We start from the raw sequence: 26,894 nt of genomic DNA on the forward strand, positions 1-26,894 counted from the left end.
GCACCAACGGCTCCAACTTCGGACCCCGACGACGCACCGGCTCACCGGAAGAAGAGTTCACACAGGATCTAACGACGGATTACCGGCGCAGGACACTAGTGCTGCGTTCCTTAAAGCAGGTAGACGAACTTACGGCGCAGGGTCCGTGGCTGTGGCGAGGGTCGTCCCCAGATCCAGGGCTGGGCGTGGGCGTTGAGTTGCGCGGTGGCGACGGCGACCGCCTGGGCGATCTCGGTGGCGTCGGCGAAGGTCTGCCCGGCGAACGCGGCCTCGCGCAGCAGCCGCCACCAGCCTTCGGCCAGGTTCAGCCAGCAGGCCTTGACCGGGATGAACACCTGGCGGATCCGCGGGTGACGGGCCAGCCATTGGCGGACCTTCCAGCTGGAATGGCTGGAGAGGTTGTCGGTGATGACCACGATCGGGCCGCGCCGGTTGGACCTGGCGATCTGCTGGAGCAGCCCGATCCAGCCGTCGCTGTTGCGCGAGGGCGCGCAGAAGGTGAGCTCGGTGCCGTCGCGGATGCGCAGGCCGCCGTACACCCAGGTCTTGTCCAGGCCGCGAGAATACTCCAGCGGTGCTTTGATCGGGTGTCCGTCGACCGACCGGCCGGGCGTCGGCGGGAAGGTGCGCGGGGTCACCGGCCCCAGCTCGTCGGCGCGGATCACCGTGGTGCCCGGCGGCGGATCGGTGTAGAGGCCGACGACCTCGGCCCTTTTGGGGCGAAGTCCGGATCGGTCGAGGTGGTCCAGGAACGGGCGTGCCGTCGGCGTTGAAGCGCTCGATCCGCTCGCGCACGGTCTGCATGTGACAGCCCAGCTTGGCCGCGATGGCACTGGTACGCAGCCCTTGCCAGCTGAACGCGATGATCTGCGCTCTCATGATCCAGTTGGCCGGGGCATGACGAGCCCCGGCCAGCTTGCAGATCTGTCGTTTCTCTTCGGCGTCCATCGGTGGACGCGCATGCAGCAGTTTCGGCATGACAATCCCCCTGAGACCATCATCACCCCAGGTCAGCAGGGATACACACCTCTATTCAGAAACGCAGCATTAGAGCCCGCTCCATCATCGACCCCGCCTCTCAAGCGCGGGCGTTGGCTGCGGTGGTGGAGGTGTTGGCTGGTGTGGGTGAGCATGATCGGGCGCGGATGCTCGCCCAAGAGGCTGAGACTGTAGCCCGCACCATCACCCACCCTTACTCTCAAGCGCAGACGGTGGTGGGGTGTGTCCAGTTAACGGTGTAACTCGATCTTCATTGGTTATCGGGAAGTCGGGGTCAGGCGGCCTTCGAAGGTGATGGCGAAGGCGTTCAGCGCGGCCTTCCACCACGTGACCCAGCGCTTGCGGCCCTTGCCGGTCAAGTCCAGACTCATGATCGCCATGTAGACGCACTTGAGCGCGGCCTGTTCGTTGGGCAAGTGCCCGCGGGCCTTGACCGCCCGGCGGATCCGCGCGTTGACCGACTCGATCGCATTGGTCGAGCAGATCACCCGGCGGATCTCGGCCTCGAAGGACAAAACGGCACGAACTCGGCCCAGGCGTTCTCCCACAGCTTGACGATCGCCGGATACTTCCCGCCCCAGGCCTCGGCGAACTCGTAGAACCGCTCCAGCGCCGCGGCCTCGGTCGGCGCGGTGTAGATCGGCCGCAGCGCCTTGGCGATGGCGTCCCAGTGCTGGCGGGCGGCATACCGGAACGACGCGCGCAGCAGGTGCACCACACACGTCTGCACGACCGCCTGCGGCCAGACGGCCTCGATCGCCTCCGGCAGGCCCTTGAGCCCATCGCAGACCACCATCAACGCACCATCGACGCATCACCGACGCCGCGGTTCTTGATCTCGGTGAGCACGTGCAGCCAGAACTTGGCGCCCTCACCACCGTCGCCAGCCCACACCCCCAAGATGTCGCGCTCGCCGTCGACGGTGACCGCTAGCGCGACGTGGATCGGCCGGTTGGCGACCTGCCCGTCGCGGACCTTTACATGGACGGCGTCGATGAAGATGACCGGGCAGACCGCATCCAATGGCCGGTGCCGCCACCCGGTCATGCCCTCGATGACCTTGTCGGTGATGGTGGAGATGGTCTGCTTGGAGACGGGCCTTCCCCCAAGGCCAGGTAGTTAAGGCTTTTGGGCTGCCGGCAAGAGTGCTGAAGAGATTGGCCAGGCGGTGTATACGCCTGGCCCGATCTTGCGGATGAGCCGACGGCTGGTCCAGCGGGACAGTTGCCGGCTACCTGACCTACTGGCTCAAGAACGTCGTGGAACCCAACCTCGCCTCCAAGACCGCCGCCAACTACGAGATGTTCGCCCGGCTCTACATTGTCCCCGCCATCGGCGCGAAGCGGCTCGACAAGCTGACAGTGCGGGACGTGCAGACCTGGGTGAACAAGATCCGAGCCCTGTGTCAGTGCTGCGCCCAGGGCAAGGACGCCGCCCGGCCCGTGGCGCACAGCAACCCGAAGCGTCGTCGGCAGTGCTGCGCGGTAGGCAAGTGCTGCGCGTCGAAACACTCGGAGTGGACGGTCCACGACGCCTACATGACGCTGCGGGCCGCACTGAGCAACGCCGTACGCGAGGAGACGCTGAGCCGCAACATCGCGGCCAACATCAAGATGCCGGTACCGCGAAAGCGCAAGGTCAAGCCGTGGTCCGTCGACGAGGCGCGGACCTTCCTGGAGTCCGCCCGGACCCGCGAGGACCCGATGTACCCGGCTTACGTCCTGGTCCTGGTGCTCGGCCTGCGCCTGGGCGAGGCGCTCGGGCTCCGCTGGGAGGACGTCGACCTCGCCAACGCCGAGATGAGCATCGGCTGGCAACTCCAGCGGGTGGCCGGCAAGCTGCTGTACCGGCGGACCAAGACCGACGCCTCGGACGCCACGCTGCCGTTCCCGGAGATCGTGACCGCGGCGCTTCGTGCCCGTCAACGGGCACGCGATGAAGCCCGTGAGACGGCGGGGGACTCCTGGCAGGAAACCGGTCTCGTCTTCACCACCGCGAGCGGGCGGCCGGTGGAGCCGTCGAAAAGCTCGGCGATCGGCTGGATTCGTAGCCGTTGCTGTATTTCCGCGCTGTACGGACCTCGAACGACCTCTGAAACGACCGAAGCCCAGACTGGGGAAGCGTCCCTGGCCTGGGCTTTTCGTTGGGTGGAGCCTAGGAGATTCGAACTCCTGACATCCTGCTTGCAAAGACGGATGCCGATCATGCTCGACCTGCGAAGACGCAGATCAGCGGTCTGATCGCGTTTCCTGTGATTCCCCGTGACTCCCCCTTAGTCACTGCCCGATCGGGCACGCAACGGGCACGACAACGCGAGTCCTCCTCTTACTTATCAACTCGATCCCTCTGCCCGTGGCAGAGCTTCCGGCGGGCTCGGCGAGGGTCCAAGGGTCGGAGGTGCGCTCCGCGCACATACCGGACCTTGCTCAAGCCAAAAGCATTCGCTGTGGGATGCCGTTCGCTGTCACCATGTTGACCATGAAAGATCTTGGCGAATCGGACTGCGTGTTCTGCGCGATCCTTCGCGGCGAGGCTGAAGCGAGCATTCCCTACACAGACGACCGCGTGATGGTAATCATGGACATAGGAGCCGTCACCCCTGGTCACCTCCTTGTCATTCCACGCGTTCATGCCGTGGGACTGGAAGACCTTGATGAGGAGACAAGTGCGCATGTATGGAGGATCGGCCATCGGATGGGCCGGGCTCTACGGCACTCTGGTTTGCGATGTGAGGGCGTGAACGTTTTCCTGGCGGACGGGAAAGCAGCGTTTCAGGAGGTCTTCCACTTTCACCTGCATGTGTTCCCTCGCTTCGAGGGAGACAGCTTCCGGATAGACGCCAACTGGGGCACAAGGGCGCGGAGTCTGCTCGATCAGGAATCGAAGGCGGTCCGGTCCGGCTTGGCAGAGCTGGGATTTCCCACCACAGACACAGGCACCAATCGTGATATGCCTGCCTGACATCAACACTCTGCTCAGCGGTCACCACCGCAGCCCGTTGGACTGGGGCTGAGGTACGAAGTCCCAGGCCTCCGATCGCCCCCAACCCCGTGTGATGACCGGCCACAGCATGGCGATCGTCGTGCTGCATCTGTACGGCGGTGGCGCGGCCCCGGTGCGGCGGCCGATGGTCTGGTACGGCGTGCGGGTGGTGCGGTGGGCGGCCCGTGGTCCCGCCGCCGGCCAAGACCGGCGCCCACGCCGCACGCTCGGGCGGCGTTTGGGCGGCGGGCCGTGCGGCGGCGCGCCGCGCCGCCGCGCTTGATACCCATAGGAACAATTCGGCAAGGTCACTCGTGCGGCTGTGGCGTCCCGAGTAGGTGAGTGCCGTCGTGGTGGCGGACAGCTGGCGGTTGGTCGTGGCGCATCGCGTCCAAAACGCGGATGGCGAAGGCTTCGGATGCGAGTTCTTGGACTTTGTCCGCGGTGACCCAGCGGAAGGCGCGGGTCTCGTCGGTCTTGGCGAGGTGTCCACCGACAGCCTTGCAGCGGAAGACCAGGGCGACGATGCCGCGGGGCATGTTCTTGTAGACGCCGGTCAAGGCGATGGGCTCGACGGTGAGGCCGGTCTCTTCGTGGATCTCGCGGAGGAGGCCGGTGGTGACGTCCTCGTCGCGTTCGAGGACTCCGCCGGGTGCCTCCCAGTGGCCGTTGTCGCGGCGCTGGGTGAGGAGGGCGCGGCCCTGGTCGTCGATGATCACGCCTGCCACGCTGACGGAGTGCTGCGTGTTGTGGTGATCCATCGGATGTCCTCCGGGGCTGCTGATCGCTATTCTCGGTCTGCGGTACATATATGTACGAGTTGAGGAGTGGTCGTGGCCGAGCTGCCGTTGCCGGATCTGGACCCGACCAGTGATCGGGCCGTGTTTCGGCAGATCGCCGATCACATCCGGGACGCGATCGAGCGGGGTGTCCTCGCCGAGGGTGACAAGGTGCCCTCGGAGGCTCAGCTCATGCAACACTACGGCGTCGCGCGGATGACCATCCGCAACGCCCTCCAGGTCCTGCAAGGTGAGGGCCTGACGGTGGCCGAGCATGGGCGCGGGGTCTTCGTCCGGTCGCATCCTCCGGTCCGCCGGCTGGCCTCGGACCGGTTCGCGCGTCGTCATCGGGAGCAGGGCAAGGCCGCGTTCATCGCGGAGACCGAGGGTGCGGGCGGGAAGCCGTCCGTCGACTCCATCAAGATCACTGAAGAGCGGCCATCGGCCGACATCGCCGAGAAGCTGGGGATCGCCTCGAAGGATCTGGTGGTCTGCCGGTCACGCCGGTACCTGATCAACGGTCAGCCGGTGGAGACGGCTACGTCGTACATCCCGGCGGAGATCGCTCGGGGGACGCGGATCGCGGAGCCGGACAGTGGGCCGGGTGGGATCTATGCCCGGCTGGAGGAGTTGGGCTTTCGTCTGGATCACTTCGTCGAGGAGATCCGGTCGCGGATGCCGCTCCGTGATGAGGTGCGGGCGCTCAAGCTGGCTCCGGGGGTTCCGGTGTTTCACCTGGTCCGGACGGCTTATGCCACCGACGGCCGCGCGGTCGAGGTGTGCGGCACGGTGATGTCCAGCGACGCCTACGTGCTGTTGTACGAACTTCCTGCTCGATAACGCTTGACGAACTCCTCTAGAGGAGTCATGAATGAGTCACGCCCGATCTCATCTAGACGAGGAGACGTCTAGGGCGATCGCTCAGTCATCCAGGGCAAGCAGATGTGAAGGGGCGAAGCCTGATGGCCGACCTGTGCGTGTCCTGCGGAGGACGGGGGTGGAAGTTCGTGAACCCCCGGCGTGGATTGCTGGCCGGCCCCGCCGGGGTCTCGCCGTCGCTTCGCGCTCGCGAGGACTGCTCCACATGCGTGGGGGCCTCCTCCGGAAAAGCCCAGACGGAGCGGTCATGAGGGGCCTGGTGGACCTGAGCGGCCCCTCGGCGCTGGAGAAGGCCGAGTCGCTCCGCGTCACCCTGGCGCTTCGGGGGATCAAGGCCGACGTCATGGGCGATCACAGCCTGGCGCTGGTGTCGGTCTGGGAGAGGCTGACCGTCTGGTGCAACGGCGTGTTCTTCTGGTGGCGCACCGACTGGAACCCAGCGACCAGGCGGGCCCGCTACACCGGTCATCCGGTGCCGGAGTTCGAGCGGGTCGTTGAGCGGGTCACGAGCCGCTACGCCGACCTGCGGCAACAAGCCTCGTCTTCGGCGGGTCCCGCCCCCTATCGGGGTGATCATGGACCGCTCTGAGGGGGAAACGCCGGCGAATCCCGAACTTGCCGAGGTGCGGCAGGCCGCCGAGCTGCGCGTGGGTGACCGGCTGGCCTTCGCCTATGACGGACGAATCGGGATGTTGCTTGTCCGAGCCGAGCCCGGCAAGCGGGTCGCTCTGTCGACGCAGTGGGTGTGGGGGCAGGTCACAGGGGTCAGTGAGGAGCTGTGGCGCTCCTACCCGGTGATAGCCGACAGGCGAATGGTGTGGGTGTTGTGCGGCTTCGGCGATCAGTCGTCGATCGTCAAAGGCATCCCCTACGGGGTCGCGATCGTGCCCCGGCCTTCCGCCTCCTAGAGCGAGTGCGGCGGTGAGGCGGGGTTTCTGGAGGGGGACCCCGGTGGCGGCCAGTGACCCCGTGCCGGGGGTTCTGAGCCGGTTCTCACCGCCGCGCTCTTGGTCTGTGCAGGTAGAGCGGCTATGCAAGCTGATCTTTCGCCCTTCGTGGGCGACGAGCCGGACGCCTTCGTGTTTCTCGGCAAGCGGGGCGGGTTCCTGCGGGGCGGCAACTTCCGGCGTGAGGCCAAGTGGTCGGGCACGCTCAAGGAGATGGGCGTCAGGGGCCTGCACTTTCACGATCTGCGGCACACCGGCAACACGCTGGCGGCGCAGTCGGGGGCGAGCCTGGCCGACCTGAAGGCGCGGATGGGGCACGACAGCGATCGGGCCGCGCTGATCTACCAGCACGCCACGCGGGACGCCGATCAGAGGATCGCCGATGCGCTGAGCGCCCGTGTGGAGGCCGAGCGGAGGAAGGAACCGGGCGAGGGGGACGACGGCGGCGCGGGCATGCCGGTCGGAGTGAGCTAATGGCCCGTTAATGGCCCGGGGGATCCGAATCGGGATCGAGGGGGAGGCGTTTGGGCTGGTGGAGCCTAGGAGATTCGAACTCCTGACTTCCTGCTTGCAAACGGGAGCCGGTCACGACGTAGAGGGCTCCTGACCCTGATTACGTGACAGATGCGGGCCGGTGACGTGGACCGTGTGAGGCGGTGTTGCTGTATCCGCTGCTGTACACAGGACTCTTCCGGTACCCCGCTCGTCTCTGCGGCAGCACCGGAGGTCCCCATCGGCTCCCACTACGGATTCACGAGCCGAACGTGGAACACTGGCCTCTTGAGCATGAGGATCTGCGAAACGACATGCCGCACATACGTAAGATCACGGCCACTCGATGCGAATGAGATACACCTCGCGCTGCTCGTCCAAGACAACGTACGTCGCGAGCCCCCGCTCGCCGAACGCATGTGTGAGCATGTTGGCCTTGGGTTTGGCCGGACTGTACGACTGGCCGCTCCATGGCGCGATCTCCAGCAGTGCGAGCAGTTCGGCGAGGGGACGCAGCGCTTCCACAGGGATCGCGGCGATCTGCTCTTCGGCGAGGGGATCAAGTGTGACCTGGTACACCTACAGGTCGACCCCACGGTCGCCGAGCACCTCACGCCACGACCTTCCCGGCGAAATCCGCCCACCGGCAAGAACCTGCTCGGCCTTGGCATACATTCGGCGGCGCCCTTCCGGGTCTCTCACCGAGTCGCAAGCGGAGATCCACCAGCGGTGGACGAAGGTGTTCAGCGCACCGAGGTCCAAGCTCACGCGAACTTCGTCGAGCACCGCCTTAAGCCCCACGTCGAACGCCTCGCGGTCCTGCGACACCACCAGGGCGGCGCGGATGGCCCGTAGGTTCTTCTCGGGCATCGGCGAAGGGGACGGCACGAACTCCTGCGGCTGCGCGGTCATGCTGGGCCTCCTCTCCTTGCTCATAGAGCCTACAGACTCTCGCCAGGACGGTTCAGAAATCCAGTCGCACGCCTGCACAAAAGATGAAACCAACACACTGTGATCACGCCCGCACCACGTCAGCCACGTAATCATGACGAGGAGGCCAGCCGAGGACGCGAATAGAACGCCAGCAACCGGGCCGTCGGTGGAGAAGCAGGTCGTGGAGGTAGCGAACTTTCTGGTGGAGCAGATTCTCGCGGGCGGAGGCGCAGGAGGCAACTCAACCGGAAAGGGTGGTGAGGAGTGTCTGGACGGCGCTGATCACGGGGCCTCCAACAGTCCCGAGGAGGACGGCGATACCGGCGATCCGCGCGAGCGGGCCCTCCAGCTCCGCTCTGGTGCTGTCCGGCCGGATCTCCCGGACCGCCGCGTCGAGCTCCGTACGGCTCACGTCGTCGAGATGCCGGCGTAGTTCGTCGATCGCCGCGAGAAGGTCGTCGATCGCGGTTTTGGGGCCTGCCGTGCCGACCGTCTTACCTCCTGCCACGATGTCGCCCCTACCCTTGTGGATCGCCTTACCGATGCTTCCCGCACCGATCTGCTGGATATGCTCGTTGCTCACTCAGTAGGTACGTGACGAGGCGTCGTAAGCAGTTCTCGCCCGAGTTCAAGGACGAAGCCGTCCGCATGGTGCTGGGAGGCGAGCGGACGGTCGCGGCGGTGGCCCGCGAGTTCGGGATCAACACCAGTACCCTGGGCAGTTGGGTGCACCGGCGTCGGATCGTACACGGCCAAGACGAGCCACCGGTCTCCGGGCCGGAGCAGGCCCGGATCCGCGAGCTGGAGCGAGAAAACGCCGATTCGCGCGAGAAGCTGACGTTCTTGAAAAAGCAGCGGCCTTCTTTGCGGCCGAGAGTCGATGACGCTCGCCAAGTTCGAGCTGATCGATGCAGAGAAGGCGCACCACAAGATCGCCAAGATGTGCGCCTGGCTGGGGTGTCGCGCTCGGGCTACTACGAGTGGCACACTCGGCCGGCCTCGGCCACCGCGCAGCGCCGAGTGCTGCTCACTCACCACGCCTGACGAACCTCGGCGTCCGTCCAAGAGCAAGCCGAAGAGGCGCTTCGGGCGTGTTCGGCAACTGCCCTCGGGCCGGTTCCAGGCTCGATACAAGGGGCCGGATGACATCGACAGGGCGGCCCCGGAGACCTTCGCGACCAAGCGCGACGCCGAGGTCTGGCTGACCAAGAAGGAAGCGGAGATCCTCGACGACGAGTGGATCGACCCGGACGCCGGGAAGATCACGTTGGGGGAGTACGGCCGGAGCTGGATCGACGAGCGCCCGAACCTGCGTCCGCGCACGGTCGAGCTGTACGGCTACCTGTTCCGCGTCCACCTCGTCCCGACCTTCGGCGGGAAGGCGCTGAGCGAGATCAAGGATCCGCACGTCCGGCGGTGGCGGAAGAGGCTGCCGGACTCCGGGGTGAGTGAGGTCACCGTGGCCAAGGCGTACCGGCTACTTAAGGCGATGCTCACCACCGCCGTGGACGACCAGCTCATCAAGCGCAACCCGTGCCGGATCAAGGGCGCCGGTCAGGAGAGGTCACCGGAGCGTCCGATTCTCACGGTGGCCCAGGTCTACCGGCTTGCCGGCACCGTCGAGCCGCGTTACCGGGCGCTGGTGCTGCTGGCGACGTTCAGCGGTCTGCGGTGGGGTGAGCTGGCGGGCCTTCAGCGCCGGGACCTCGACCTGGACGCCGGAACCGTGCGCGTCGAACGCCAGTTGATGCAGATCACCGGCAAGGGGCTCGTCTTCGCCGATCTGAAGTCGAACGCGGGGAAGCGAACAGTGGTGATCCCCGAGTTGATCATCGAGGATCTGCGGGCACACGTGAAGGACTTCACCCAGGACGGTGACAGGGGACTGGTCTTCGCCGGACCGGATGACGGACCGCTCAGGAACACCAACTTCAACCGGCGTGTCTGGGCTCGGGCACTCCAGGACGCGGACCTTCCGAAGATCCACTTTCACGACCTGCGGCATACCGGCAACACCCTCGCCGCGAACGCCGGGGCGTCGATCCGGGAGCTGATGGAGCGCATGGGGCACTCCAGCACGCGGGCGGCGATGATCTATCAGCACTCGACCGACGAGCGGCAGCGGGAGGTGGCGCGCAAGCTCGACGATCTCGCCCGTGGGGCACTCGACGGGGGATCGGGCACGCAACGGGCACGGAAGCAAAAAGGGGCCTGATAAAGATCAAAGCCCAAGTGACGACCGTAGCGTCTGACCTGGGCTTTTTCGTTTCGGGGGAGTCGGTGGAGCCTAGGAGATTCGAACTCCTGACTTCCTGCTTGCAAAGCAGGCGCTCTGCCAACTGAGCTAAGGCCCCGAGATCAAGTCGCTGACCTGCGTGAGAAATCCGTGTCCGCGACGTGCTTCAGTCGTACACCGTAGCAACAGGACCGGCCTCCGCGCCACTTGGGCTCTCCGCTGGGGGTGGGGCGCTCAGGTGGTGGGCGAGAGGGGGTGACTCGAATTGGGTTGGGTCTCTTGTTGTCATTTTGGGCGCTTGTTTGGGGGGTGAAATTTCGGGATTTAAAGGGGTAAAGCAGGTTGGCTTGCCAGCCTGAGCCCTCTCAAGTCTCGGGGGCTCCGAGCGGGAGAACGCGCCTTAGTGATCTTGTCCGTTTCCGTGGGCGCGCTCATCGTCACGGCACCGGCCCTCGCCGTGGACCGCGGGCCGCGGGCGGGAGCCGTGCGGGGAGAGCGGTCGGGGATGGGGGCGTTTTCGTCGGTGTGTTCAGCGAGCGGAGGCGCCCACGGGGGTTTCGGTGGATTGGCCGCCGAGCACCAGGGCCGGCAGGTCCGTGATGGAGTCCAGGATGTGGGTGGCACCGCCCTTGAGGAGGCGCTCCCTGCTGTGGACTCCGGTCAGGATTCCGGCGACCGCCGACGCTCCTGAGCGCCGGCCGCAGAGCATGGCGCTCTCGGAGTCTCCGGCGACCGCGACCTGGCGGACGTCTTGGATACCGAGACGCAGGACCGCGGTCAGCACCATGTCGGGCATCGGACGGCCTCGACCGGCGTCTTCCGGGGACAGTGCCAGATCAATCCTGTCGGACCAGCTCAGAGCGGTCAGCACTCGACTGAGCGCGCTCCGGCTGAACCCGGTGATGAGACAGATCTTGACATCGGCGTCACGGAGACTGTCCAGCACCTCGATGGTGCCGGGCGTCGGGATCAGGCCGGAACGCCGGACAGCGCCCTCATAGGAGTGTTCGAAGGTCAGGTTGGCCGCCTGGGCCTGGGCCTCGTTGTCGGGGAAGATGCCCCGGAAGACCTCGATCGTTGGACAGCCCCGGGACCGGTGCACGTGCACCATGGCGCGTGCGTACGCACCGGTCCCGGGCACGATGCCCTGCGTGGCGATCGCCTCGGCGAACGCCCGTTCGATCATGGCGATATCACCGACCGTGGTGCCCGCCAGATCCAGACAGGCAAGCCTGATGGGTGTTACTTCCCCATCTTGGGCAAGGACCATGAAAGCACCCGAATCGGTAGCCGCGTTGTTCAGTTCTCGCTGCCGGTAGCCTCAGTCCACAGATCAAACTCGGCGCGATCCGCCTGCACCTTACGCCAGATCAGCAGTCCCCCAAGAGCGACAAGCGCCAGAACGAGCAGCTTCTTCACGGTGTGACCCCACTTCTTGACGGTCTCACCTGCCGGGGTGAGACAACGCCCGGTTCCAACGTTTCTCTGCAGCCTAGCAAGGGACCGGGCCATGATCCGGTTCGGGCGACAAGCCAACATGGCAAATCTCCACTAACCGGGTTGATTGTCATCAATGATGCCGTACGGCCTCCGCCCGAACAGCCGCGATCTACGACGAGTCCGGTTCCGACGTCATCTCGGTTTCACGATAACCCCAGGAACGAAAGGCCGCGCGCGTCACAGAGGCCCAGGTCGGCGAAGATCGGTGTCACAGGGGCTCCGATACCGGCACGACCAGCCCTTATACCGGTTTCGGCGCGATTACGCGGAAGGCCGAACCGGTCAAATGGAACAAAATAGCTGAAACACCTCAAATGAGCCTTGCGTCTTCGCCGCGGCGGAGCCGGCAGACAAGGATGTCGGTCAGGCGTCCGCGGCGAGGTCGGCGTACTCGGGGTGCCGCCTGATCCACCCCTTCACAAACGGGCAGAACGGCACCACCCGCACCCCCTCGACGCGGGCCGCGTCCAGCGCCGTGCGGACGAGCACCGCGCCCACTCCCTTGCCCTCGAACTCCGCGTTCACCTCGGTATGGGTATAGGTGATGACACCGTCCCGGCGGATGAACTCCAGCCGTCCCGCCTGCCTGCCGTCCACCTCCGCCTCGAAGAGATCGCCGGCGGACGAGAGTTTGACGTCGACGTGCACAGGGGTCCTCCTTCGTCGGGCCGCCGGACGGCGGCGCATCGATCAGCCGATTCCCGGCGCCGTTCATTCCCGGAGAACCGCCCCCGGGTGTCCAAGGCCACCCGTGCCGTCCCGCCCGCCCCTGACCGGCCGCCTCCGGATACCCGGTGCCGGGGACCTGGCAAGAGCCGTACGGACACGGACCACGCCCGCGCGAAAGCCGCATACGGGACGGCGGCGGCATCCCCCGGAACACGTCCGGTTCTCGCCGAGCTACGAAGCCTTTACCTCATACAGGGATCACGTAGGGATCAAGCAGCAGGTTCGCGGGGGATCACCAGCGTATTGTCAGCGCGCTCGGGGGGATTCGATGGGCCGTCTCAGGGTGATCAGTGTCGTTGTGGTGACCGCGGCGACGGGAGCCGCACTGGCCGGGTGCATGCCGGGGCAGAGTGAGACGCAGGACAAGGATCCCGCCGCGGTCGCCGCGGCCGCCAAGGCGTCCGCGGCCTCGGCCGAGGCGAAGAAGGCCACCCTGCTCAAGGCCAAGGCGGCGGCCGCCGCGCAGGCCCACGCCAATGAGCTGGGCCAGATCCCCGTCCTGATGTACCACCGGGTGGTGGAGAAGCCGGCGACCCAGGACGACCGCACCCCCAAGCAGTTCCGCACCGAGCTGGAACGGCTGGCCAGGGAGGGCTACGTCCCCATCACGGCCGCCGAGTACGTCGGCGGGCACATCGACATCCCCGCCGGACGGCATCCGGTCGTCCTCACCTTCGACGACTCGTCTCCATCCCAGTTCGACCTGGACGGGACGGGCGCCCCCAAGGCGGACACCGCCGTCGCCATCCTTCAGGACGTCGCCAAGCAGCATCCGGGCTTCCGGGCGGTGGGCACGTTCTACGTGACGCGCGACATGTTCGGGAAGGCGACCCCCGAGGAGGGGGCGCAGATGCTGATGTGGCTCCGGGACAAGGGGTTCGACATCGGCAACCACACCCGTGACCACAAGAGCCTGCGCGGAAAGCCGCAGAACCAGGTGGCCTCGGAGGTCGCCGCCGGTCACAAGCTCATCACCAACCTGATCAACTCGGGCCCGGTGACGCTGGCGCTGCCGTACGGCAACCAGCCCAACCAGAAGGACTGGGGTCTCAAGGGGTCCTCAGGGGACGTCTCCTACGACTACGGCGGAGTCTTCCTGGCCGGGTACACCCCCGCGGAGTCGCCGTTCAACAAGAAGTTCGATCCGGTCGGCATCCCGCGTATCCGATCGATGGACAAGACCGGCGACTGCGCGAAGTTCTGTTCCATCGCCTGGCTCGACTGGCTACAGGCGCACGGCGACGAGCGCTACACCTCCGACGGGGATGTGAAGACGGTCGCCTTCCCGAAGTTCAAAACACCCTTCATGACGAAGCGGTTCACCGATCGCGCCCTGCCGTACTGACCTCCGGGGCTTCCGGCGACTCGTGCCCGTGCGATCCGCGCCCCTGCCAGGCGCCGAAGAGCACGAGGGTCTCCGAGAGCTGCGAGTGCGGCGGACCCGGCAGCGCGTCCGGCTCGAACCAGCCCAGTTCGTCGAACTTGTGGGGCTCACCGATCGCGGCCTCGGCGGGGTCCACCTCGACCGCGAAGATCACCGCGACCCAGTGCGAGACGGGCTCCTCCCGCAGGATGTTGCGGACACCGATCGTCTCGATCCTCAGTGCGCGGGCCGAGTACTCCTCGCGGACCTCCCGGGCGACCGCCGTCTCGAACGACTCACCGTACTCCAGCGCCCCGGCGCCGCAGTCCCAGGTTCCGGGCTCGTCCCTCGCGCCCCCGCCTCGCCGGGCCAGCAGTATCCGGCCGTGACCGTCATGGCAGACGAACACGCATGAGACGGCGGGCGTCCTCCGTGCCCGTCCCGCGGCGGCTTCCGGCTGTTGGCCGGAGGTGTTCGGGGTCGGAGATCGATCAGTGGTCACACGGAACCTTTCTCACGCTCGGCAGCGATCCGGCTCGGAGACGTCCGATCCACAGACGTCCGATCCGCGGCTGCCCGGCCCAGGGGTCCGGTCAGGGACGTCCGGATCAGAAGTGGTCAAGCAGTTCGGGGAACGCCCCCAGCCTCAGCACCCGCTCGTCACCCGGATCGAGCTCGCCCTGTTCGAGCACCCAGGTGTGGTCGTGCGGGATGAAGACGGCGTTCATCCCCGCCTGCCGGGCGGGAAGGATATCCGACTTCGGCGAGTTACCGATCATCCAGGTGGTCAGGGGCGTGAGGTCGTGCCGCTCGACCAGCCGAAGGTAGGCGTCGACGCCCTTCTCCGGCACGATGTGGATGCCGCTGAAGTGGTGCGCGAGCCGGGAGGCGTCCAGCTTGCGCCGCTGCTCGTCCTGATCGCCCTTGGTGAGCAGGAGCAGCTCGTGCCGGGTGCCAAGGTCCGCGAGCGTCTCGGCGACACCGGGGACCAGCTCCACGCGGCGTTCGATCAGCGTCACGGCCAGTTCGTCGATCCGGCGTCGCTCCCGCGTGGTCGCCGGCCGCTCGTAGAGCCGTTCCAGGCACTCGGCGAGACTGCGCAGGAACACCTTGCCGCCGTATCCGTGGGAGACCGCGTTGGCCGCCTTGATGTCGTCGAGGACGGCGCGGATCTCGACCCGGTCGAGGGTGGGGTGCTCCAGCCAGTCGAGGAAGTCGGCGATGACCCGCTCGAAGAGGATGTTGTTCTCCCAGAGCGTGTCGTCGGCGTCGAAGATGAGCACCTGCTCGGTCAACCTCATGCCGGCACCTCCGTGAACACCTCCGCGACAGCCGGCGAAGTCTACCGAATACCAGCCGCGAGCCTCACGCTCGCCCCTGACAGATCAAGATCATTTGATCAAGCTCTCGCGGGGGAGCCGGGGCGAGACCGTCCCTCAGGAGGAGGCGGCCTCGGTGATCACTTTGTCGACCTCCTCGCGGCGCTGAACCTCCTCGGCGGCGAAACGTTCGACGTCGAGCCGGTCGGCGGACTCCTCGTCCTGCTTCATCAGGGCTTCGAGGTCGCCCTTGGACATCTCCAGCACGCCCATGTCGTCGTAGGCCTGCCGGATGCGGTCGCTCCACAGGCCGATGTCCTTGACGCACGGGACGATGCGGCCAAAGAGCAGGCTCTGGAACGTCCTGATGTACGGCGAGTCCCTGAGCATCTCCTGGATGTCCCTGGGAGCGAGTCCGAAGTTCTCCCAGATCTCGACCCCGCGGAGGCGGTCGCGCATCAGGTAGCAGCCCTCGATGACGAAGTCCTCACGCTCACGCAGCTCGGCCGAGGACAGCTGCGCGTAGTAGTCGCGCAGGGCCAGCCGGCCGAAGGCGACGTGCCGGGCCTCGTCCTGCATGACGTAGGTCAGGATCTGCCTGGGCAGCGGTTTGGTGGTGACGTCACGGATGACGCCGAAGGCGGCCAGCGCGAGGCCCTCGATGAGGACCTGCATGCCGAGGTAGGGCATGTCCCAGCGCGAGTCGGTGAGCGTCTCGGCGAGCAGTTCCTGCAGCTTGGGGTTGATCGGGTAGACCATTCCGATCTTCTCCTGCAGGAAGCGGGAGAAGATCTCGACGTGTCGCGCCTCGTCCATGGTCTGGGTCGCCGAGTAGAGCTTGGCGTCCAGATCAGGCACCGTCTCGACGATCCTGGCACCGGTGATCATCGCTCCCTGCTCGCCGTGCATGAACTGGGAGAACTGCCAGGACGCCGAGTGCATCCTGACCTCTTGGCGCTGGCGCTCGCTGAACATGTCCCAGTGCCGGGTGCCGTAGACGGCCATTGACTGGTCGGGGATGCCGAGCGCGTCGTGGGGGTCGACCTCCAGGTCCCAGTCGATGCGCTTGACCGAGTCCCACTGCTTGTCCTTGCCCTTCTGGTAGAGCGCCAGCAGCTTCTCCCTGCCGTCGTCGTACTCCCAGGTGAAACGGGCGTCGCCGGCCATCGGCACGTCCCAGCTGTCTTCGGCGACGGGGGTGCTGTAGAGCCGGTGAGTCGACACGATGACTCCCTTCGGAGGCATGCTTGAGGGCACAGGAGGACGTACACCGTACGTACGGTTTCACGCGCTCCAAGGGGTGTCAACGGCGGGCGCGACGGCGAGCACGGGGGGACAAGCACAACCGGATCCGGCCGCTCGGCGGCTCGGGTGCGTCGTCCGGGACCCGGCCGGTACGGCGGGGCGGACCCGGCGCCGGGCCCTCCCCAGCCTCGTCCCCGTCCCCGTCCCGTCTCATCAGAGCACGGCACGGCGCCGAGAGGTCAGTGCGCGACGGCCTCCCCGGCGGGTTCCGGGGCCCGCAGCCGGCGCACCCCGGGAGACAGGAGCGCGGCGAGCGCGGACAGGACGATGACCGCGGCGCATCCGAGCAGCGCGGGCCTCGGGCCGCCGACGATCGCCACCGGCCCCGCCACCAGCAGGCCGATCGGGCCGAGCATCAGCGAGCCGAGGGCGTCGTAGGAGCTGACCCGCGACAGGGACTCGGCGGGGATCTCACGCTGCATCGTGGTGTTCCACAGCACGCCGAAGATGTCGAAGCAGACACCCATCACGACCGCGCCGACGACGATCGTCCAGAGCGGAGCCCCCATGCCGAGCAGGAGGTAGGGCAGCGCCGTGGGCACGGTGAGGAGCGTGCAGACCAGGATCGGCCGGCGGGGCCGCAGGCGTAGCGCGACGAGGACGCCGCCGATCATGCCGACCGCCTCGCCCGCCAGGACCGCCGACCAGGCCGGCGCCCCGCCCAGATGCTCCTTGGCCACCAGCGGTCCGAGCACGCCGTGGGCGGCCTGCAGGGCCATCACCAGCACCGAGAACTGGGCGACCACCACCCAGAGCCACTGCCTGGAGATGAACTCACGCCAGCCGCCGCGCAGGTCGGCGAGGACCGAGTGTCTCGCCTGTGCGGAACGCTCCGCCGGTGTGAGGCGCAGCGCGGCGGTGAACACGGCCGCCACGGCGAACATGGCGCCGCTCACCGCCAGCGCCCAGCCGCCGCCGACCAGGACGACCGTGGCACCGCTCAGCACGAGCCCGGCGACACGTGAGCTGTTGGCGCCCAGTCCGAGGAGGGCGTTGGCGGTCTGCAGCCGGTCGGCGGGCACGACGTCGGGGATGATGCCGGTCAGGGCGGGGAAGAGGACGGCCATCGCTATGCCGGTGAGCGCCGCCGCCGTCACCATCGCGGGGAGTGGGGTCCATCCGGTGAGCAGCATCGCGGCGAGGCAGAAGAAGGCCACCGCGTTGAGCGTCTCACCGGCCATCATAACCCGGTGCCGTGGCAGCCGGTCGGCGATCACCCCGCCCACGAGTATGAACGCCACCATCGGCAGCGCCTCGGCGGTCAGGACCACCGACAGCGTGGTGGCCGTCGCGCCGGGCAGCGCGAGAACGCCGAAGGCGAGGGCCACGGGGGCGAAGGAACTGCCCAGCGTGGAGATCGTCCGGGCGACGAACAGCAGGGCGAAACGCCGATCCCGGAGCATGCCGAGATCGCGCCGGTAGCTGTGCACCTGCTGGCTCCCTAAAAAGCGTCGAAACAACGCCTATCCTGCCGCTCTACGGGCGTTATGTCGCATGAATATTTCTCCCCGATCCCCTCGCTCTCGTTCTCACCGCGCCGGCCCCGGCATTCTCCGTACGGCCGCCGCACCCCTGTGACGGCCCCGGGTCACCGCGAGGTGGGCAATACGGAAGAAGGCATGAAGCGCGAAATATCTGATACTTGGCGAATCGACCCCCACCTTCGAGGGAGCGGCGATGCTGATCTTGACAGCCGGGCGAACCGGATTCTCCACGCCTCCTTCCCCGAGCGGGGGATTCCTTCCCACGCCCGAGCGGTTCCCCCGCCGGCTCGGAGGGGCCCGGCCAGGCGGAGAAGCCCGGTGAAACAGCTGAGTGCCCTGCGCTGGGCGGCGCGGGAGGACGCCGCGGCGATGGTGGACCGGCTCGGCGAACTGGTGTCGTGCGAGTCGCCCCCCGGCTCGGCCCCCCACCTGACGGTCTGCGCCGACCTGGTGGCCGGCTGGGGTGAGGCCGTACTCGGCCGGCCGGCCCGGCGGGTCGTCCAGGACGGCCTGCCCCACCTGCTCTGGCCGGCACCCGACCAGAGGGTGCTGTTGCTGGGGCACTTCGACACGGTGTGGCCCGCGGGCACGATCCGGCAGTGGCCGTTCACCGTCGCGGGGGAGACCGCGACCGGCCCAGGGGTGTGCGACATGAAGGCCGGCATCGTGCAGATGCTGGCCGCGCTGGGCCTGATGGCGGACACCTCCCGGGTAGGGATGCTGCTCACCTGCGACGAGGAGAGCGGCTCGATCACCTCACGCCCCCTGATCGAGCGCGAGGCCCGCCGCTCCGGAGCGGTGCTGGTCTGCGAGGCCGGCACTCCGGACGGCGCGCTCAAGGTGGCGCGCAAGGGCGGATCGGTATACCGGCTCACGGTTCACGGCAGGGCCGCCCACGCCGGAGTCGAACCGGAGCGGGGCGTCAACGCCACCGTCGAGATCGCCCACCAGATCCTCGCCGTGCGAGCACTCGCGGCCGTGCCGGACGGCACGACCGTGACCCCGACGGTGCTCGCGGCCGGCACCACGACGAACACCGTGCCGGAGACGGCCGCCCTCTCCGTCGACGTCCGGGCGTGGACCCGGGAGGAACTCGACCGGGTGGACCGGATGATCCACCGGTTGGCCCCCCGGCTTCCGGAGGCCACGCTGACCGTCGACGGGGGAGTCAACCGTTATCCGCTGACACCGGCGGTGGCGCTGCCGCTGCTCGCGATGGCGCAGGAGGCGGCGAAGGACATCGGCCTGCCCCCGCCGGACGGCGCGCACGCCCCCGGCGGGTCGGACGGCAACTTCACCGGGGCGCTCGGCGTACCGACCCTGGACGGGCTGGGCGCCGTCGGCGGTGGTGCGCACTCCCGAGGCGAGTACGTCGAGGTGCGGACGATGCCGGACCGGGCCGCGCTGCTGGCGGCGCTCGTCGAGCGACTGCTGGCGACACCTTCCTGACCGAAGCCCCCACACCTCGCACGGCGTCGCCCCTCTTGGCGAAGGCGTCCGCCCCCCTCGCACCCCTTGGCGGAGCGCGCACCCCTGACCGGGCCGCACCCCCTTGACCGGGGCCGCGCACCGTCCTCACCGAGGCCGCGCACCGTGCTTCTTACCCGAAGCCGCACGGCGCGCGACAGCCCCAAATACTCTGTGATCAGCCGTGTGTCCCGCGGCCGTTGGGGGTGTCGCGAAGATGAGCACGGCGATGGGCGGCGATGGTTCACGGCCGGACGGACGGGCCGGATCCGGCCTCCGGTTCGGGGTGGAGGAGGAGTTCCTGGTCGTGGATCCGGTGACCAGGTTCGCGGTGCCCCGGGCCGGGGAGGTGCTGCGCCAGGCCGGCGGCCGGCTTGGCGCACGGGTGTGCGGGGAGATCACCAAGCTCCAGCTGGAGACGCGGACCGAGCCCTGCCGTACGCTCGCGGAGCTGCACGCGCAACTGGTGGAGGGGCGTGCCGAACTCGCCGCCGCCGCCGAGGCCCAGGGGCTGCGGATCATGGCCAGCGGCACGCCCGTGCTGGGCCGGACGGTCCCCTCGCCGATCACCGAGGGGCCCCGCCAGGACCTCGGTACGGCGACCTTCCGGGGACTCCACGACGAGCTGAGCATCTGCGCCCTGCATGTGCACGTGGAGCTGCCGGAGCGGGAACGGGCGCTGATGGTGAGCAACCACCTCCGCCCCCACCTGCCGACGCTGATCGCGCTCGCGGCGAACTCGCCGTACTGGGCCGAGCGGGACACCGGCTACGCCGGCTGGCGCACCCTGGTCTGGAACCGCTGGCCGGTGGCGGGACCGCCGCCCTACTTCACCTCCGCCGCGCATTACGACGAGTTCGTCGCGACCCTCCAGGAGGCCGGCGCGCTGGTCGACACGGGCACCGTCTTCTGGGACATCCGGCCGTCGGCGCACCAGCCCACGCTGGAGATCCGGGTGACCGACGTGCCGATCACCGCCGAGGAGTCGGCGCTGCTCGCCGCGCTGGTCCGCGCCCTGGTGGCGGTCTCGCTCCCCGCGGTGGACCGGGGCGACCCGGGCCCGGTCGTCTCGGCCGAGCTGATGCGCGTCGCCTACTGGCGGGCCGCCCGCGACGGGCTGGACGGGTACGGCGTGGACGTGCGCACCGGGCTTCCGGTGCCCGCCGCCGAACTGGCGGAACGCCTGCTCCGTACGGCCGGGCCCGCGCTGGAGGAGTACGGCGACCTCGATCGCGTCACCGGCTGGCTGCGCCGGCTGATCGAGGTCGGGGACGGGGCGGCACGACAGCGCCGGGCCGCCGCCCGGAACGGCCGGCTCACCGACGTCGTGGACCACCTGGTCGCGCGGACGGCGCCGGGTGCGGCGTCCGGCCTCCGCCCCAAGGAGAGCACACCAACGTAAGGACATCGCCACAGCCCGCGGGTCATGCTGGAGGAACGCCGCACAGACCGGGAGGCGTTCGTTGACCGAGACCGCGCAGCACCCGACGATTCCGCTGAACCCTCGCCGAATGTCACCGGCGGAGATGACCCGCGCGGTGGGATCGTTCGCCGGCCGGATGGTGACGCGGAGGTCGGTGCGGGAGTTCTCGCCCGACCCCGTACCGGAGACGGTGATCGAAACGGCCGTCCTGGCCGCCGCGAGCGCGCCGAGCGGAGCCAACCTGCAGCCCTGGCGGTTCGTCGTCGTGACGAGCCCGGCCCGCAGGAGACGGTTGCGTCTGGCCGCCGAGGCCGAGGAGCGGGAGTTCTACTCCCGCCGCGCCTCCGCCGAGTGGCTCGACACGATCGCTCCCATCGGCACCGACTGGCGTAAGCCGTTCCTGGAGACCGCGCCCGTGGTGATCGTGGTCTTCGAGGTGCACCAGGGGCCGCGCAGCCCCAAGCCGTACTACGTCAAAGAGTCGGTGGGCATCGCGGTCGGGTTGCTGATCGCCGCGCTGCACCACGCCGGCCTGGCCACACTGACCCACACGCCGAGCCCGATGCGCTTCCTCAACGAGGTCTGCGAACGGCCCGCGGAGGAACGTCCGTACCTGGTGATGCCGGTCGGTTATCCGGCGGCCGGCGCCCGCGTGCCCGACCTGGCCCGCAAGCCCCTCGCCGAGGTGATGGTCCGCTGCTGAGACCGGCTCACCGGTGTTTCTCGAAGAAGGCCAGCAGGGGCTCGACGTGCCGGTCGGGGCGGCGCCACTCGGCGAGCAGGTCCTCAAGCAGGTGCTGTTCGGCGACGAGCTCGGTGCCGCGGTAGCGCCGGACGACCGGGTGGATGAAGGCGCTCTCCTCGGCCCGCTCCGGCACCGGATGCCGTTCCACGGCGAAGACGTCCGCGTGGTCCGCGCGGCCCCAGCGCAGTGTGACCGTGTAGTAGTGCGGCGCGTCCCGGAAGCGGGACACCGCGTAGTCCTCGGGCAGGTCCGGGTAGTGCCGCACCTGCCCGGTCGCCTCGTCGAGCACCAGCACGTCACAGAGGTACTCGAACTGGGTCCAGAGCGCCGAGCTCCAGTTCACCCGGTCCAGCACCAGCGACGTCAGCCTCCGCGGATCCGCCGGCACCGAGTCGTACGCCAGGGGGACGCCGTCGTACCGCTCGCGCAGCAGGGTGCACAGCGTGCGCAGGTTGTAACGGAACCCGTCGATGAAGGCCGACGACGCCCGGCGGAAGTCGCGTGCCTGGGCGACGGTGCCGGCGAAGTAGAGGTCGTCCACGTTGGCCGACTGCCAGTCGGGGCGGAGCGCCGGTATCCTCCCGTCGCGTACCGTTTCCGGGCGGCACGCCGGGTCGAAGACCGCGGTGTCCATCCGGAAACCGGTGCACCGGATGACCGAGTCGTACTCCAGCACCGCCTGCTCGCCGTCGGCGTGGGTGTAGGAGATGCGGACCTCGAAGCGATCTCCCACGGGGCGGATCTCGTCGACCGTGCAGTCGAGCACCGCGTGCAGCGTTTTGAACTGGTAGCTGTCCAGGATCGCGCCGTACTGGCCGCGCACGTCGCCGGGATGCTTGGTGTTCCAGGCCAGCCGGAGCGGGCGGCGGCTCGCCAGGTGCACCATGGCCGCATGGCCGAGGATCGCGCTCGCGGTCTCGAACGCCGAGTTGCCCTTGCCGACGACGAGAACCCGCTGCCCGGCGAACGCCGCCGGGTCGACCCGCATCTCCTCGTAGCCGACGGCGTGCTCGATCCCGGGAATCGGCGGCACGTACGGCGCGCCCCAGCCGGTCGCCACGATGACGCACCGGCAGCGCAGCGTGGCGCCGGCGGTGTGCACGAGGAACCCGCCGTCGATCCGCTCGACGCGCTCCGCCGCCGTGCCGTACCGCACCGCGAGGCCGTGCAGCCGCTGGAAATCGGCGAGATAGCGGACGAGGTCGTCGGCGTTCGGGAAGTAGTCGGCGCTGTACTTGGGAAACAGCAGGCCGGGTGAGTCGTTGAGCAGCGAGTTCCAGTCCCAGCGGAGCCGGATCTCCGGATCGGCGCTCACCGTGTGCACCTTGTTGAGGGAGATCAGTCTGCGGTGACGCGGGTAGTGCCGGAAGAAGTTCGCCGGCGCGGCCTCGCGTTCCAGCGTCACGTAGTCGGCGCCCGCCCGCTGCAGGAGGTAACTCAGCTGCAGACCGGCCGGACCGGCACCGACGATGACATACCGGTGCTCCTCCTCCGCGCCGACGGCTAACCCGGAACTCCCGACTTCGGACATGATCTCCCCCACACCGGCGCATGTGACCTCTCCGACCATGGTGGACGGGAAATCACCGGCCGGTGCCGGGTGGTGACCGGATCGTGATCCGCGACGCCGGTACCGGAAGACCCGGCGTCGCCAAGGACCGGGGCCCCGCTGATCCGACGGCTCAACGGTCCGGTGGTCCGACGGCTCAACGGTCCAGCGGCCCGGTGGTCCGGTGGTCCGGTGGTCCGGTGGAAAATCCCGCGGTTCCGGGCCGGCCGGTCCGGAACCTCACAGCCCCGGACCGACCGGCCGGTCGGAGATCACTCCTTGGTTCGCCGCTACGTCCGCGGTGTGCAGGTCGCGCACCAGGTGGGGGTGCACTTCGAGCACGTGGGCGCGGGGTCGACGCAGATCCTGACACTGTCGGTGTCGTTGGCGGGGTCGAGGTCCTTCTCGTCACCGCTGACCGTGGCGGTGTTGGTCTTCTTCCCGGCCCCGGTGGCCTTGGCGCGGATCGTCAAGATGGCCGTGGCGCCCTTGGCGAGTCCGCCCACCGTCCATGTCCCGGTGGCCGGGTCGTAGTCACCGGCCGAGGGCGTCGCCGAGACGAGGGAGAGACCGGCCGGCAGCGCGTCCTTGACGGTGACCCCGCGGGCGTCGTTGGGGCCCGCGTTGCGCACGGCGAGACGGTAGGTGACCGTCTGACCGACGGTGGTCCTGGTCAGGTCGGCGGACTTGACCACGCTCAGGTCGACGGCGGGGTTGACCCTGGTGACCGCCTCACCGGAGGTCGAGACCAGCGAATCAGGGGTGGGGCCGAGAAGGTTGTCGTAGGTGACGGCGCCCTGGTTGACGACCTGCCTGCCCGCGGCGGCCCGGTCGACCCTGACCCGGAACTCCACCGTGGTGCCGTCCGGCAGGGCGGTGGTGTTGGGCAGGCTGCCGGGCGCCGAACCGGTGGCGCCGCCGCCCAGCGTGAAGGAGACCCTGTTTCCCCGGGAGACGAATTCCGCCTGGTCGTCGCCCGGCCGATCGGTCTTGATCCCGGTGTTGGGGCCGTCCACGACCCGGAGCGAACCGGGCAGGTAGGTGGTTCCGTCCGGGATGGCGTCGGTGAGCCGTACGTTCTCCGCCGCTCCACCCCCCTTGTTCTTCGCGGTCAGCCGGTAGGTGACCACGTCTCCGACATCGACGGGGCCGTCGGGGATCGCGTCCTTGGTGACGACGACGCAGGGCGCGGTGCCGAAGAAGACGCCGTCCAGGAAGTTACCGATGCCCCGGTTCCCACCGGCCGCCGAGATGGAGCGGAAGCCGAACCTGGTGACGGTCTGATCGGCGGGCACGGTGTAGACGCCACTGTAGGTGCCCCAGGCGGTGGTGCCGTCGGACATGACCTGCTGCTGTACGGGCGAGCCGGGCGCGCCGATGTCCAGGGCCATCGTGTCGACGCCCAGCCGTCCACGGTGCGACAGCCGCCAGTACAGCCTCGCCCCCGGGGTGGTCGGATGGTCCTGGTAGAGGGTCGAGACCTCGTTCGCGTTCAACTCGGCGAACTGCCTGCCCTCGGCGGGCGGGGTGCTGGTCGGGTTGGGCGGGCCGTTCCAAAGCTCGATCATGTGGTCGCCGGCGGTCGTCAGCCAGCCGGGCACCGAGTTCGGACCCGGCTGCGAGGCGTCGGGAAAGAAGTTGACGGCGCCACCGGTGACGGGCGGCCGTTCGAAGCCTCCGTTGACCAGCGCCACCCGCTCCGGGCAGGAAGCCGGGTCCGGTCCGGCGCGCAGCGCCGTCCGAACCGGATCGGCCTGTGCGGCGTCGGCCGGAACCACGCCGAACAGGGTCAGCGGTCCGGCCGCCATCGCCAGCGCGGCGACCGGGTAACACATCCGTCGGATGTGCTTCATGATCGACTTCCTCTCCTCCGGCAGCGAACTGCCCCCATTCGCCGGGCCGCGAGAAATCGGCACCGGCACCGGTGCAGAGTCGCCTGACCGCCCGGCCCGGGACACGCGACACGTGCACGGGCGGACGGGGCAGTGCCAACGCTTGGCGGGACGTTGACCTGCCTGGACAGACTCCAGAGAAGATCTCGACCGAATTCGGCCCCGGCATGGGCCTGGCCGGGCGTGAGCCGTACGGATGCGTTCGGGGGTTCCTGCGGCATCTGCGAATTTCGCCGGAGCCCCGGTGCCGGACACGCCGCGCGGTCACCGTCCTAGCCGGCAACGGCCGGCGCGCGTGACGCGGTGCCGAGAACGAAGAAGGAGGCCGGGGTGCGAACCCGGGGGAACATGAACCTCTCCAGCCGATCCACGGTGAACCCGGCTCGCTCGATGGCCGCGACACTGTCGCGGCCGGTGTGACAGCCACCGGCCAGAAGCGGCCAGACCGTGGCGTCCAGCAGTCGTTGCACCCGGACCATTCCGGCCGATTCGGCACGGACGTGTTCCAGGAAGCACAGCCGCCCGCGCGGTCCGAGCACCCGGTACATCTCCCGCAGCGCCGAGTCGGGGTTGGGCAGCGAGCACAGCACCAGCGAGGCCACCGCGCCGTCGAAGGTCGCGTCCTCGGCCGGGAGCCGGTCGGCGAGACCGTCGACCACCTCGACCGGGACCGGGGCCGCGCCCGCGGCCGTCCGCGCGAGCCGGCGCAGCCGGGGTTCGGGCTCCACCGCGAGCACCCGCGTGACGGCGGGCGGATAGTGGGCGAAGTTCAGGCCGTTTCCGGCCCCCACCTCGATCACCTGGCCGGACAGCCCGGCCAGCAGCTTCTGACGCCGCTCGGCCAGCCCCCGGTGTTCCATCGCCTGGCTGAGCCGGGCGTAGAACCGGGCGAAAATCGGATGGTTGACGCGGGTTTCCGGCACGGCTTCTCCCTCCGCGCCGCCGGTCCCCCGGATCCCCCGGATCCACCTAGACGGCGGGTCGGCGGGTCGCCGAGACGGCGGCTGCCGGTCGGCAGGATTTGGCGGCCGACGAGGTTCTCCGTACCCGCGTTCCGCCCGCGCCACCGCCCCGCGCCCAGGGGTCTCGTGTTCGGGAGTCTCGTGTTCGGGAATGGGCGGGGGCCGTGAGGTGGTGCCGGATCAGCCGAGTTCAGGGACGGCGCGCCGCGCCCAGCACGTGGGGGATGCGGTCGAAGTCGGATCGGTCGATCCTGTCGAGGACGAAACCGGCCGCGACGATGGAGCGCACCGGGTCACGGGCCGGACGGCAGCCGCCGGCGGCCCGGGACCAGATGGGGCCGACCAGCCGCTGGGCCAGTGCCATGAGGGGGTTGGCCGAGCGTATGTGCTCGTAGAAGCGGAACTCCCCGCCGCGTCTGAGCACGCGCATGATCTCCCGGAGCGCTTCGTCCGGCCGCGGGACGGAGCAGAGCGTGAGCGAGCAGACCACCGCGTCCGCGGATCCGTCCGGGATGGGAAGGGCGCCGGGTGTGCCGGTCACCACGCGGACCGGGACGCGCGCCCCCTGACAGCCCTGGCGGGCGGTGTCACACAGGATCGGGTGGGACTCCACCGCGGTGATCTCATGGACCTCGGCGGGGTAGAACCTGAACTTCACTCCGTCGCCGGCCCCGATCTCGACCACCGCGCCGGACAGCCCGGCCATCAGGGACTCTCTGGCGGGGGTGGGACGTCGGCCGCGGGAGACGGGGCGGGGGTGGTGGAACTGCTCCATGCCCGGCCCAAGGTCCGACCAGGTATCGGGCGGCTGATCGTCATTCAAGGTGATCATCAGCAATCCTTAGTGGGTGTATTCCGACTATCTCCACTCGGGGCGACGGTGTGGAGCATCTTGACGACTCCTCTACG

28 protein-coding genes, 1 tRNA gene and 3 pseudogenes are annotated in these 26,894 nt (G+C 68.5%); 13 read left to right on the forward strand and 19 right to left on the reverse strand.

Annotated features, from left to right (window positions below; all coding sequences use genetic code 11):
- Positions 1-110: 110 nt before the first annotated feature.
- The 3 genes and pseudogenes from ABZ194_RS24950 to ABZ194_RS24960 form a co-directional block, all read right to left on the reverse strand.
- The gene (locus tag ABZ194_RS24950; protein WP_355599430.1) at positions 111-665 is read right to left on the reverse strand and encodes a transposase; all 555 of its coding nucleotides are present in this window, start codon (positions 663-665) and stop codon (positions 111-113) included.
- 154 nt (positions 666-819) lie between these two features.
- Positions 820-978: pseudogene (locus tag ABZ194_RS24955) on the reverse strand (helix-turn-helix domain-containing protein); the annotation flags it as partial.
- Between the two features lie 278 nt (positions 979-1,256).
- Positions 1,257-2,094, reverse strand: a pseudogene (locus tag ABZ194_RS24960) (IS256 family transposase); the annotation flags it as partial.
- Between the two features lie 140 nt (positions 2,095-2,234).
- On the opposite strand from ABZ194_RS24960, the gene ABZ194_RS24965 reads away from it, so the two are divergent.
- The 3 genes from ABZ194_RS24965 to ABZ194_RS24975 all read left to right on the forward strand — a co-directional run bounded on the left by ABZ194_RS24965 (position 2,235) and on the right by ABZ194_RS24975 (position 4,264).
- Positions 2,235-3,239: a site-specific integrase gene (locus tag ABZ194_RS24965; protein ID WP_355599470.1), complete on the forward strand. Its 1,005-nt coding sequence runs from the start codon at positions 2,235-2,237 to the stop codon at positions 3,237-3,239.
- A 229-nt stretch (positions 3,240-3,468) separates the two neighbouring features.
- Positions 3,469-3,960 carry an HIT family protein gene (locus ABZ194_RS24970; protein ID WP_355599431.1) on the forward strand — a complete coding sequence of 164 codons (492 nt, stop codon included), beginning with the start codon at positions 3,469-3,471 and terminating at the stop codon, positions 3,958-3,960.
- Positions 3,961-4,069: 109 nt separating this feature from the next.
- The gene (locus tag ABZ194_RS24975) at positions 4,070-4,264 is read left to right on the forward strand and encodes a hypothetical protein (protein WP_355599432.1); all 195 of its coding nucleotides are present in this window, start codon (positions 4,070-4,072) and stop codon (positions 4,262-4,264) included.
- Between the two features lie 25 nt (positions 4,265-4,289).
- Here the strand turns inward: ABZ194_RS24975 and ABZ194_RS24980 are convergent, their stop codons facing one another.
- Positions 4,290-4,742 (reverse strand): NUDIX domain-containing protein, encoded by a 453-nt coding sequence (locus ABZ194_RS24980; RefSeq protein WP_355599433.1) that lies wholly within the window; start codon positions 4,740-4,742, stop codon positions 4,290-4,292.
- A 72-nt stretch (positions 4,743-4,814) separates the two neighbouring features.
- Here ABZ194_RS24980 and ABZ194_RS24985 point away from each other — a divergent pair, with 72 nt between their 5' ends.
- The 4 genes from ABZ194_RS24985 (at position 4,815) to ABZ194_RS25000 (ending at position 7,060) form a co-directional block, all read left to right on the forward strand.
- Positions 4,815-5,600 carry a GntR family transcriptional regulator gene (locus ABZ194_RS24985; protein WP_355599434.1) on the forward strand — a complete coding sequence of 262 codons (786 nt, stop codon included), beginning with the start codon at positions 4,815-4,817 and terminating at the stop codon, positions 5,598-5,600.
- Positions 5,601-5,886: 286 nt separating this feature from the next.
- Entirely contained in the window at positions 5,887-6,228 is a 342-nt protein-coding gene (locus ABZ194_RS24990; protein WP_355599435.1) for a hypothetical protein, read from the forward strand.
- A complete protein-coding gene (locus ABZ194_RS24995) occupies positions 6,215-6,547 on the forward strand; it encodes a hypothetical protein (protein WP_355599436.1) in 333 nt (110 codons plus the stop codon). Before ABZ194_RS24990 ends, ABZ194_RS24995 begins: the two co-directional genes overlap by 14 nt.
- A 123-nt stretch (positions 6,548-6,670) precedes the next feature.
- Entirely contained in the window at positions 6,671-7,060 is a 390-nt protein-coding gene (locus ABZ194_RS25000; RefSeq protein WP_355599437.1) for a tyrosine-type recombinase/integrase, read from the forward strand.
- A 351-nt stretch (positions 7,061-7,411) separates the two neighbouring features.
- On the opposite strand, the gene ABZ194_RS25005 is transcribed toward ABZ194_RS25000, so the two are convergent.
- From ABZ194_RS25005 to ABZ194_RS25015, 3 genes are all read right to left on the reverse strand, one after another.
- On the reverse strand, positions 7,412-7,657 hold the full coding sequence (locus ABZ194_RS25005) for a hypothetical protein (RefSeq protein WP_355599438.1): 246 nt from the start codon (positions 7,655-7,657) through the stop codon (positions 7,412-7,414).
- Positions 7,658-7,990, reverse strand: coding sequence for a DUF6247 family protein (locus ABZ194_RS25010; protein WP_355599439.1), 333 nt, complete (start codon positions 7,988-7,990; stop codon positions 7,658-7,660).
- 262 nt (positions 7,991-8,252) lie between these two features.
- Positions 8,253-8,594, reverse strand: coding sequence for a hypothetical protein (locus ABZ194_RS25015; protein WP_355599440.1), 342 nt, complete (start codon positions 8,592-8,594; stop codon positions 8,253-8,255).
- An 11-nt stretch (positions 8,595-8,605) separates the two neighbouring features.
- Here ABZ194_RS25015 and ABZ194_RS25020 point away from each other — a divergent pair.
- Positions 8,606-8,818: pseudogene (locus ABZ194_RS25020) on the forward strand (transposase); the annotation flags it as partial.
- Between the two features lie 73 nt (positions 8,819-8,891).
- The gene (locus ABZ194_RS25025; protein WP_355599441.1) at positions 8,892-10,226 is read left to right on the forward strand and encodes a site-specific integrase; all 1,335 of its coding nucleotides are present in this window, start codon (positions 8,892-8,894) and stop codon (positions 10,224-10,226) included.
- Between the two features lie 66 nt (positions 10,227-10,292).
- Here the strand turns inward: ABZ194_RS25025 and ABZ194_RS25030 are convergent.
- The 4 genes from ABZ194_RS25030 to ABZ194_RS25045 all read right to left on the reverse strand — a co-directional run bounded on the left by ABZ194_RS25030 (position 10,293) and on the right by ABZ194_RS25045 (position 12,395).
- Positions 10,293-10,365: transfer RNA gene (locus tag ABZ194_RS25030), tRNA-Ala, on the reverse strand.
- Positions 10,366-10,776: 411 nt separating this feature from the next.
- Positions 10,777-11,517, reverse strand: coding sequence for an HAD hydrolase-like protein (locus ABZ194_RS25035; protein ID WP_355599442.1), 741 nt, complete (start codon positions 11,515-11,517; stop codon positions 10,777-10,779).
- Positions 11,518-11,546: 29 nt separating this feature from the next.
- Positions 11,547-11,666, reverse strand: a complete 120-nt coding sequence (locus tag ABZ194_RS25040) for a DLW-39 family protein (protein WP_355599443.1) — start codon at positions 11,664-11,666, stop codon at positions 11,547-11,549.
- 444 nt (positions 11,667-12,110) lie between these two features.
- Complete coding sequence (locus ABZ194_RS25045) at positions 12,111-12,395, reverse strand: GNAT family N-acetyltransferase (protein ID WP_355599444.1); 285 nt, start codon at positions 12,393-12,395, stop codon at positions 12,111-12,113.
- Positions 12,396-12,759: 364 nt separating this feature from the next.
- Between ABZ194_RS25045 and ABZ194_RS25050 the strand changes: the two genes are divergently transcribed.
- A complete protein-coding gene (locus ABZ194_RS25050) occupies positions 12,760-13,821 on the forward strand; it encodes a polysaccharide deacetylase family protein (RefSeq protein ID WP_355599445.1) in 1,062 nt (353 codons plus the stop codon).
- Here ABZ194_RS25050 and ABZ194_RS25055 read toward each other — a convergent pair.
- From ABZ194_RS25055 to ABZ194_RS25070, 4 genes are all read right to left on the reverse strand, one after another.
- On the reverse strand, positions 13,796-14,341 hold the full coding sequence (locus tag ABZ194_RS25055; protein WP_355599446.1) for an NUDIX domain-containing protein: 546 nt from the start codon (positions 14,339-14,341) through the stop codon (positions 13,796-13,798). The genes ABZ194_RS25050 and ABZ194_RS25055 overlap by 26 nt on opposite strands.
- 106 nt (positions 14,342-14,447) lie before the next feature.
- On the reverse strand, positions 14,448-15,140 hold the full coding sequence (locus ABZ194_RS25060) for an HAD family hydrolase (protein WP_355599447.1): 693 nt from the start codon (positions 15,138-15,140) through the stop codon (positions 14,448-14,450).
- A gap of 135 nt (positions 15,141-15,275) precedes the next feature.
- The gene (locus ABZ194_RS25065; protein ID WP_355599448.1) at positions 15,276-16,382 is read right to left on the reverse strand and encodes a ferritin-like domain-containing protein; all 1,107 of its coding nucleotides are present in this window, start codon (positions 16,380-16,382) and stop codon (positions 15,276-15,278) included.
- A 260-nt stretch (positions 16,383-16,642) separates the two neighbouring features.
- The gene (locus tag ABZ194_RS25070; RefSeq protein ID WP_355599449.1) at positions 16,643-17,893 is read right to left on the reverse strand and encodes an MFS transporter; all 1,251 of its coding nucleotides are present in this window, start codon (positions 17,891-17,893) and stop codon (positions 16,643-16,645) included.
- A 372-nt stretch (positions 17,894-18,265) separates the two neighbouring features.
- Here ABZ194_RS25070 and ABZ194_RS25075 point away from each other — a divergent pair, with 372 nt between their 5' ends.
- The 3 genes from ABZ194_RS25075 to ABZ194_RS25085 all read left to right on the forward strand — a co-directional run bounded on the left by ABZ194_RS25075 (position 18,266) and on the right by ABZ194_RS25085 (position 21,540).
- Entirely contained in the window at positions 18,266-19,396 is a 1,131-nt protein-coding gene (locus ABZ194_RS25075; RefSeq protein WP_355599450.1) for a M20 family metallopeptidase, read from the forward strand.
- A 235-nt stretch (positions 19,397-19,631) separates the two neighbouring features.
- The gene (locus tag ABZ194_RS25080) at positions 19,632-20,816 is read left to right on the forward strand and encodes a glutamate--cysteine ligase (RefSeq protein ID WP_355599451.1); all 1,185 of its coding nucleotides are present in this window, start codon (positions 19,632-19,634) and stop codon (positions 20,814-20,816) included.
- 61 nt (positions 20,817-20,877) lie between these two features.
- On the forward strand, positions 20,878-21,540 hold the full coding sequence (locus tag ABZ194_RS25085; RefSeq protein WP_355599452.1) for a nitroreductase family protein: 663 nt from the start codon (positions 20,878-20,880) through the stop codon (positions 21,538-21,540).
- Positions 21,541-21,547: 7 nt separating this feature from the next.
- Here the strand turns inward: ABZ194_RS25085 and ABZ194_RS25090 are convergent, their stop codons facing one another.
- The 4 genes from ABZ194_RS25090 to ABZ194_RS25105 form a co-directional block, all read right to left on the reverse strand.
- Entirely contained in the window at positions 21,548-23,113 is a 1,566-nt protein-coding gene (locus ABZ194_RS25090) for an NAD(P)-binding domain-containing protein (RefSeq protein WP_355599453.1), read from the reverse strand.
- Positions 23,114-23,421: 308 nt separating this feature from the next.
- A complete protein-coding gene (locus ABZ194_RS25095; protein ID WP_355599454.1) occupies positions 23,422-24,984 on the reverse strand; it encodes a hypothetical protein in 1,563 nt (520 codons plus the stop codon).
- 311 nt (positions 24,985-25,295) lie between these two features.
- Positions 25,296-25,946 carry a class I SAM-dependent methyltransferase gene (locus ABZ194_RS25100; protein ID WP_355599455.1) on the reverse strand — a complete coding sequence of 217 codons (651 nt, stop codon included), beginning with the start codon at positions 25,944-25,946 and terminating at the stop codon, positions 25,296-25,298.
- A 229-nt stretch (positions 25,947-26,175) separates the two neighbouring features.
- Complete coding sequence (locus ABZ194_RS25105; protein WP_355599456.1) at positions 26,176-26,817, reverse strand: class I SAM-dependent methyltransferase; 642 nt, start codon at positions 26,815-26,817, stop codon at positions 26,176-26,178.
- Between the last annotated feature and the right edge of the window lie 77 nt (positions 26,818-26,894).

It is taken from the genome of Streptosporangium sp. NPDC006007 (genome assembly GCF_040614315.1).
Taxonomy (GTDB): domain Bacteria; phylum Actinomycetota; class Actinomycetes; order Streptosporangiales; family Streptosporangiaceae; genus Streptosporangium.